Raw genomic sequence first — 6,958 nt, 5'->3', positions numbered from 1 at the left:
CGTAACGGCTTGACGCGCCCCCCGGCAGGCGCGGCGCAGGGAATGCGGCTGCCGCCGCGAGGGCAGACTCAGCGCTCCAGCGCCCGCTGCAGGGCGGCGATGCAGCGGCGGTTTTCTTCCTCGCGGCCAATAGTAACCCGCAGATGTTGCGGCATCCGGTATTCCTCCAGGGGCCGCGTCAGGACACCGGCGCGCAACAGGGCCTCGAAGACCGGGCCGGAGGGGCGCTCCAGGTCCAGGGTAACGAAGTTGCCCTGGGAGTCGCCCTGGGACGAGATACAGCGCAGTCCCAGCCGCGCGCCGGCTTCGGCCCATTGCTCGCGCCCGGCCCGGTTCAGGGAAATGCTGCGCGCGATGTGGTCGGTGTCTTCCAGCGCCGCCTGCGCCGCCGCCAGGGCTGCCGCGTTGACGTTGAACGGCTGCCGGGCGCGGTTCATCAGGTCGGCCAACTCCGGGTGGGAAACGGCGTACCCCACGCGCAGGCCGGCCAGGCCGTGTACCTTGGAAAAGGTGCGCGTAACCGCCAGGCGCGGGAAATCGGCGGTCCAAGCGATGCAGGAGGCGTACCCGGGCGCCTCCACGTACTCGGCATATGCCTCGTCCACCACTACGGTCACGTGCGCAGGCAGGAGCTCCAGCAGGCGGCGCAGCTCGGCGGCGGGCAGCCAGGTGCCGGTGGGATTGTTCGGGTTGGCGATCAAGACCAAGCGAGCGTGGGGGCCGACGGCGGCCGCCAGCGCCCCGGGGTCGCAGCCCCAGTCCCGTACCGGGGAAGCCACCGCCTCCGCACCCTGTGCCTGTGTCGCTAACGCATAAACGATAAAGGAATACCGGGGATAGACGACCTGCAGCCCCGGCCCCGCCAGGACACGGATCGCCAGTTCCAGCGTCTCGCTGGAGCCGTTGCCCAGCGTGATCTGCTCCGGCGCCACGCCGTGGCGCTCTGCCAACGCCTGCTTGAGCCGCCTGCCGTCGCCGTCCGGGTAGCGGCCGGGCGGCGGCAGGCGGCGCAGGGCGGCGCGCGCCCTGGCGCCGGGACCCAGCGGGTTCTCGTTGGAGGCCAGGGCGGTCAGTTCGGACAGTCCGTAGCGACGCGCGAGCGCGGCGGGGTCGCCGCCGGGCCGGTAGGGGGCGAGGCCGGCAATGTTGGGGGCGGCCCGGAACAGGCGCTCGCCGCTCATGACTCCCCCAGGTGCGTCCATGGGCACGGCGATGGGCGCGGCGGCGATGCGCGCGCGGGCATCCGCGGGGCGCCCGCGGCGGCGACGCTCGCGCAGGGACCGGCCACGGCTACGGCGCCGCCCGCGGATAAGAGCCCAGCCATTTGCACATGACGGAGCATTCGCGGAGCTTTTCCAGGGCGGCCCGCACCGCGGATTCCTCCATGTGCCCTTCCAGGTCCACGAAAAATACGTAGTCCCACATGCCCCGCCGGGAGGGGCGCGATTCGATGCGGGCCATGCTGACCTGGTGCGCGGAGAAACAGCCCAGCGCCCGATACAAGGCGCCGGGACGGTTGTGGGTCGCAAACAGCAGGGAAGTCTTGTCGTCGCCGCTGGGCGGGACCGCCTCGCGGCCGAGGACCAGGAAGCGCGTGGTGTTGTCGGGCTCGTCCTCGACGCGACGGGCCAGGACCTGCAGCCGGTAACGTTCGCCCGCCTCTTCGCCGGCGAGTGCCGCCGTGCCCGGCTCGGCCGCCGCCCGTTGCACGGCCTCGGCGCTGCTGGCGACGGGGACGCGCCCGGCTCCGGGCAGGCGGGCGTCCAGCCACCGCCGGCACTGGGCCAGGGCTTGGTCATGGGCGCAGACCCGGCGCACTTCCTCCAGGGCGCCGCCGGCGGCCAACAGGCAATGGTGAATGCGCAGCTCCACTTCGCCGCAAACTTTCAGCGGGGAGCGGGTCAGCAGATCCAGCGTGTATCCCACCGCCCCCTCGCTGGAGTTTTCCACCGGCACCACGCCGAATTGACAGGTATCCGCTTCGACCTCGCGGAATACTTGATCGATGCCGGCGCAGGAAACGACGCCGGCGGCATGGCCGAAGTGCTTGCGGGCGGCGGCGTAGGTATAGGTGCCCTCCGGCCCCAGGTAGGCGACGCGCAATTCCTGTTGCAGAGACAGGCAGGCGGACATGATCTCCCGAAACAGGGCAGCCACCCGCTCCGGGGCAAGCGGGCCGGGATTTTCGGCGACGACCCGGCGCAGGACACGGGTCTCGCGCTCGGGGCGGTAGCAATTCGGATTGCCGTCGCCCGGGGCTTCCCGCTTGACCCGGGCGACACGGGCAGCCAGTTCGGCGCGCTCGCAGATGAGCGCCAGCAACCGACCGTCCAGCGCGTCTATTCGCCCGCGCAGGCGCTGCAACTCGGCGGGCTCGCCGTTGCCGGCCCCGTCGGCTGTCTCGGCACCGTTCTTGTCCTCAACCATGGCGGCGCTCGAACTCCTCCATAAACCCGCACAGGGCGCGGACGCCCTGTTCCGGCATAGCATTGTACAGGGAGGCGCGCAGGCCGCCACGGCTGCGGTGGCCGGCGAGCCCCAGCAAGCCCTCCCGGCCGGCCCGTTCCAGAAAGGACTCGGTCAGCTCAGGGACAAGCAGGCGAAAGACGACGTTCATGCGCGAGCGGCAATCGGCGGCGACCTCGTTGCTATACAGCCCGGAGGCGTCTATGGTCGCATACAGCAATTCGGCGTTGCGGCGGTTCTTCTCGGCAATAACCGCCAGCCCCCCCTGTTCCCGCAGCCAATCCAGCATCAAGACGGCGACATACCAGGAGAAGGTGGCAGGCGTGTTGTACAGCGACCGATGCTCGGCCAGCAGCCGGTAATCGCACAAACTGGGCAGCTCGGGAGGAGCGCTGCCGTCCAACATTCCCTCGCCTATGATTGCGACGCTCAACCCCGGAATACCGAGATTTTTCTGGGCGGCCGCGAAAACCAGGCCGCCGCGCAATGCCACCGGACGCGACAGGAAATTGGAGCTCATGTCCGCCACCAGAGGGACGGCGCCGACTTCCGGCAGCGACGGGAATTCGATCCCCTCGACGGTCTCGTTGGCCGTGCAAAAGACGTATGCGGCCTCCGGGTCCAGGCGCCATTCTTCGCGGGGCGGGATAGCGCAAAAGCCCTGCCCCCGGCCGCTGGCGGCCAGGCGCGCCCGGCGCAGCCGTTGCGCCTCGGCGAAGGCGCGCCCGGACCAGTAGCCGGTGTGCAGGTAGTCCGCCGAGGCGCCGCCGCGCAGAAAGTTCAGCGGCGCCAGGGCAAAGTGGGCCGAAGCCCCGCCCTGCAGAAACAGTACCCGGCAGGCGGCGGGAAGCGCCAGCAGCTCGCGCAAGCGGGACTCCAGGCGTTCGGCCAGGTCCGCGAAAGCAGGGTCGCGATGATGCAATTCCAGCACCGGCAACCCTTCGGGCGCCCGCAACTCCTCGGCGATGCGCTGCAACACCGGCCGGGGCAGCATCGCCGGGCCGGGGCCGAAGTTCAGCGGCGCCGCAACCATGGCGGCGCGGCAGCAAAAGATACGCGGAACGAAACGGAAGCCGGGACGCCGCCGCTCACGGCGCGGTTATTCCCCTGCCCCGTTCTCGTTACGCTCCTCGACAATGCGTTCCAGCCCGGCCACAAGTTCGTCCTTGGCCAGTTGGATCAAGCGGACTCCCTGGGTATTGCGGCCCTGCGTAGAGATGCCCTTCACCGGGGTGCGCACCAACCGGCCGCCTTTGTTGATCAGCATGATCTCGTCCCCCGGGGACACCGCCAGCGCACCCACGACCTTGCCGTTGCGCGCACCGGTGCGGATGGCGATCACCCCGAGGCCGCCGCGGTGGCCGGCGACGGGATACTGGTCGAAGGGTGTGCGCTTGCCGTAGCCTTTCTCGGTAACGGTCAAGACGTCGGTATCCGGTTGCACGATGAGCATGGAGATCAAGCGCTCGCCCTGGCGCAGGCGAATGCCCCGCACCCCGCGGCTGGTGCGGCCGGTGGCGCGAATCTCGTTCTCGTGGAAACGCACCGCGCGGCCGCCGCTGCCAAACAGCATCAACTCCCGGTCGCCGTCGGTCATTTCCACCTTGACCAGGCGATTGCCGGGGACCAGGCCGATGGCGATGATGCCGCTGGCGCGGGGCCGGGAAAAGGCTTGCAGGGAGACCTTCTTCACGGTGCCGTCGGCCGTCGCCATGACCAGGTAGCGATCGGCGGCGTATTCCCGCACCGGCAGCACGGCGCCGATCCGCTCGCCCTTGCTCAGGGGCAGCAAGTTGACGAGCGGCTTGCCGCGGGCGCCCGGGCCGGCCTGGGGCAGTTCGTACACCTTAAGCCAGTACACCCGCCCCAGGCTGGAGAAGCACAGCAGCACATCGTGCGTACTGGCAATAAAAAGCTGATCTATAAAGTCCTCCTGCTTAACGCCGGTGGCCGAACGGCCCTTGCCGCCGCGCCGCTGCGCGCGGTAGTCAGAGACCGGCTGGGACTTGGCGTAACCCACATGCGAAAACGTGACCGCGACATCCTCCTCGGCAATCAGGTCTTCGGTGCGCAGATCCTGCTCCTGCTGCAGGATGCGCGTGCGGCGCGGCTCGCCGAAGCGCTTGCCGATATCCTGCAACTCTTCGCGGATAATGCCCAACACCCTCTCCGGGCGCGCCAGGATATCCAGCAGGTCGCCGATCTGCGCCACCAGCTGCTTGTATTCGCCGAGAATCTTTTCCTGCTCCAGGCCGGTCAGACGCTGCAGCCGCATGTCCAGGATCGCTTGCGCCTGCGTCTCGGAGAGCCGGTAGCCGTCGTCGCCGAGACCGCAATCGGCGGCGACATCCTCCGGGCGCGTGGCATCCGCCGCGGCATGCGCCAGCAGGGCGCGCACCGGGCCCGGCTCCCAGGCGCGCTGCAGCAGGGCCTGGCGCGCAGTCGCGGGATCCCGGGACTCCCGCAGCAACCGCACGATCTCGTCCACGTTGGCCAGCGCCACGGCCAGCCCCTCCAGGATATGCACCCGGGCGCGCGCCTTGCGCAGTTCGTGCAATGCGCGGCGCGTCACCACCTCGCGCCGGTGGCGCAGGAATGCCTCCAGGACCTGCCGCAGGTTCAGCAGCCGCGGCAGGCCCTTGTCCAGCGCCACCATATTGATCCCGTAAACGGACTCCAGGCGCGTGTGCTGATAGAGGTTGTTCAGCACCACTTCCGCCACCTCGCCGCGGCGCAGCTCGATGACCATGCGCATCCCGTCCTTGTCCGATTCGTCGCGCAGGCCGCGAATGCCGGTAAGCCGCTTGTTTTTCACCAACTCGGCGATGACCTCCAGGAGGCGCGCCTTGTTGACCTGGTAGGGCAACTCGGTGACCACGATGCGCTCGGTGGCGCCTTCCTGCTCGAACCGGGTGCGGGCCCGCAACCGGATGCGCCCGCGGCCGGTACGGTAGGCCTCCCGGATGCCGCTGGTGCCGTTGATCAAACCGCCGGTGGGGAAATCCGGGCCCGGGACGTGCCGCAGGAGCTGATCGGAGTCCAGTTCCGGGTCGTCAATCAGGGCGGTAGCCGCAGCCACGATCTCGGACAGGTTGTGCGGCGGCATATTGGTGGCCATTCCCACCGCGATGCCGCTGGCGCCGTTGACCAGCAGGTGCGGGAAGGCGGCCGGCAGCACGGTGGGCTCCTCGCAGGAGTTGTCGTAGTTGGGAGCGAAGTCCACGGTGCCTTTGTCGAGGTCGGCCAGCAAGGCGTGAGCGAAGGGCGTCAGGCGCACCTCGGTGTAGCGCATGGCGGCCGGGGCATCCCCGTCCACGGAGCCGAAATTCCCCTGGCCGTCTATCAGCACGCGGCGCAGGGAAAAGGGCTGCGCCATGCGAACGATGGTGTCGTACACGGCAGCGTCGCCGTGCGGGTGGTAATTGCCCACCACCTCGCCCACCACCTTGGCGGACTTGCGGTGCGGCCGATTCCAGACGATGCCGGCATCGTTCATGGCGTAGAGCACGCGCCGGTGCACCGGCTTCAGGCCGTCGCGGACATCGGGCAACGCCCGGCTGACGATCACGCTCATGGCGTAATCCATGTAGGAGCGTTGCATCTCGTCTTCGAGATCGACCTCGAAGAGATGCCTGGCAATAGGAGGTTCGTTCACTGGCAAATCGGGGGACGGAGGTTGGCGCAGGGGCTCGGGTCGCTATCGGTTGAGGCGCTTATGGTAACACATCCGGGGGCGCAATTCCGGGGCGCCCCCGCCGCCCTGCCGCGACTCCCCCTCCAGGGGAGAGTGATGGGAAATCCGCGAGAATCCGCGCCTGTCCGCGGATGCATATCTGGCCTGCCCCGCCCTTTTTCGGGTACCATCCGTACCCACTCCATGAGAGCGCCCGCAAACACAAACACGGTACGCGCCGCGCCAGGGCAGCGGCAACGCGGCGCATGGCAGGGAGTTCTGCTCGGGGCGATCGCCGGGATGTTCGCCGCGGCCGTCGGACTCTACCTGCTGGTGGAAGCCATGATAAACAGCGAAGTCACGCTCGCGGTGCGCGCGGACCCGGCAGCGCAAACGCATCTGGGAACGGTACGCGAATGCACGCTGCAGTTCTGGGCAAGCGGCGCGGATCCGCGGCCCGATCACCTCCACTACGCATGCACGGGCACCCAGGGGGACGCAATCGTGGAAGTGCACACCGAAAGCACGGGGCCGAATGCCAGCGAGGAAATCGTCAGCGGAGAACTGGTCCTGGCGAACGGCGAACGGGTGCCGTTGCAGGGCAAACAAACCGGGCAACCGCCATAATACGCAACGGCCCCTGCAAAATCGGCACTGCCGCGCAACCCTCCCCCGCCATTCCCGCTTTTTTCCCTGCCATTCCCGCTTTTTTTCCCGTCATTCCGGCTTTTTCCCGTCATTCCGGCTTTTTTTTTCCGCCATTCCCGCTTTTTTTTCTGTCATTCCGGCGAAAGCCGGAATCCCGCGCAAATACAGCGC

General features: G+C 68.4%; 5 protein-coding genes. 1 reads left to right on the top strand and 4 read right to left on the bottom strand.

The features are described from left to right. Nucleotides 1-68: 68 nt before the first annotated feature. The 4 genes from hisC to gyrA all read right to left on the bottom strand — a co-directional run bounded on the left by hisC (nucleotide 69) and on the right by gyrA (nucleotide 6,121). Nucleotides 69-1,181, bottom strand: a complete 1,113-nt coding sequence (gene hisC, locus OXU43_05615; protein ID MDD9824630.1) for a histidinol-phosphate transaminase — start codon at nucleotides 1,179-1,181, stop codon at nucleotides 69-71. Nucleotides 1,182-1,290: 109 nt separating this feature from the next. Further along, the gene (gene pheA / locus OXU43_05610) at nucleotides 1,291-2,427 is read right to left on the bottom strand and encodes a prephenate dehydratase (GenBank protein ID MDD9824629.1); all 1,137 of its coding nucleotides are present in this window, start codon (nucleotides 2,425-2,427) and stop codon (nucleotides 1,291-1,293) included. Then, nucleotides 2,420-3,499 carry a 3-phosphoserine/phosphohydroxythreonine transaminase gene (serC, locus tag OXU43_05605; protein MDD9824628.1) on the bottom strand — a complete coding sequence of 360 codons (1,080 nt, stop codon included), beginning with the start codon at nucleotides 3,497-3,499 and terminating at the stop codon, nucleotides 2,420-2,422. The genes pheA and serC overlap by 8 nt, the downstream gene beginning before the upstream one ends. A 66-nt stretch (nucleotides 3,500-3,565) precedes the next feature. Then, nucleotides 3,566-6,121 (bottom strand): DNA gyrase subunit A, encoded by a 2,556-nt coding sequence (gene gyrA, locus OXU43_05600; GenBank protein MDD9824627.1) that lies wholly within the window; start codon nucleotides 6,119-6,121, stop codon nucleotides 3,566-3,568. A 318-nt stretch (nucleotides 6,122-6,439) separates the two neighbouring features. Between gyrA and OXU43_05595 the strand changes: the two genes are divergently transcribed. Beyond that, entirely contained in the window at nucleotides 6,440-6,766 is a 327-nt protein-coding gene (locus tag OXU43_05595; GenBank protein MDD9824626.1) for a hypothetical protein, read from the top strand. Nucleotides 6,767-6,958 lie beyond the last annotated feature (192 nt).

The organism is Gammaproteobacteria bacterium (assembly GCA_028817255.1).
Lineage (GTDB): Bacteria > Pseudomonadota > Gammaproteobacteria > Porifericomitales > Porifericomitaceae > Porifericomes > Porifericomes azotivorans.
This window is presented reverse-complemented; position numbering and strand designations above follow the sequence as displayed.

What these genes read in the sequence shown, in the direction of transcription:
- hisC (MDD9824630.1), bottom strand. Translation starts at nt 1,181, where the DNA reads ATGAGCGGCGAGCGCCTGTTCCGGGCCGCCCCCAACATTGCCGGCCTC.
- pheA (MDD9824629.1), bottom strand. Translation starts at nt 2,427, where the DNA reads ATGGTTGAGGACAAGAACGGTGCCGAGACAGCCGACGGGGCCGGCAAC.
- serC (MDD9824628.1), bottom strand. Translation starts at nt 3,499, where the DNA reads ATGGTTGCGGCGCCGCTGAACTTCGGCCCCGGCCCGGCGATGCTGCCC.
- OXU43_05595 (MDD9824626.1), top strand. Translation starts at nt 6,440, where the DNA reads ATGTTCGCCGCGGCCGTCGGACTCTACCTGCTGGTGGAAGCCATGATA.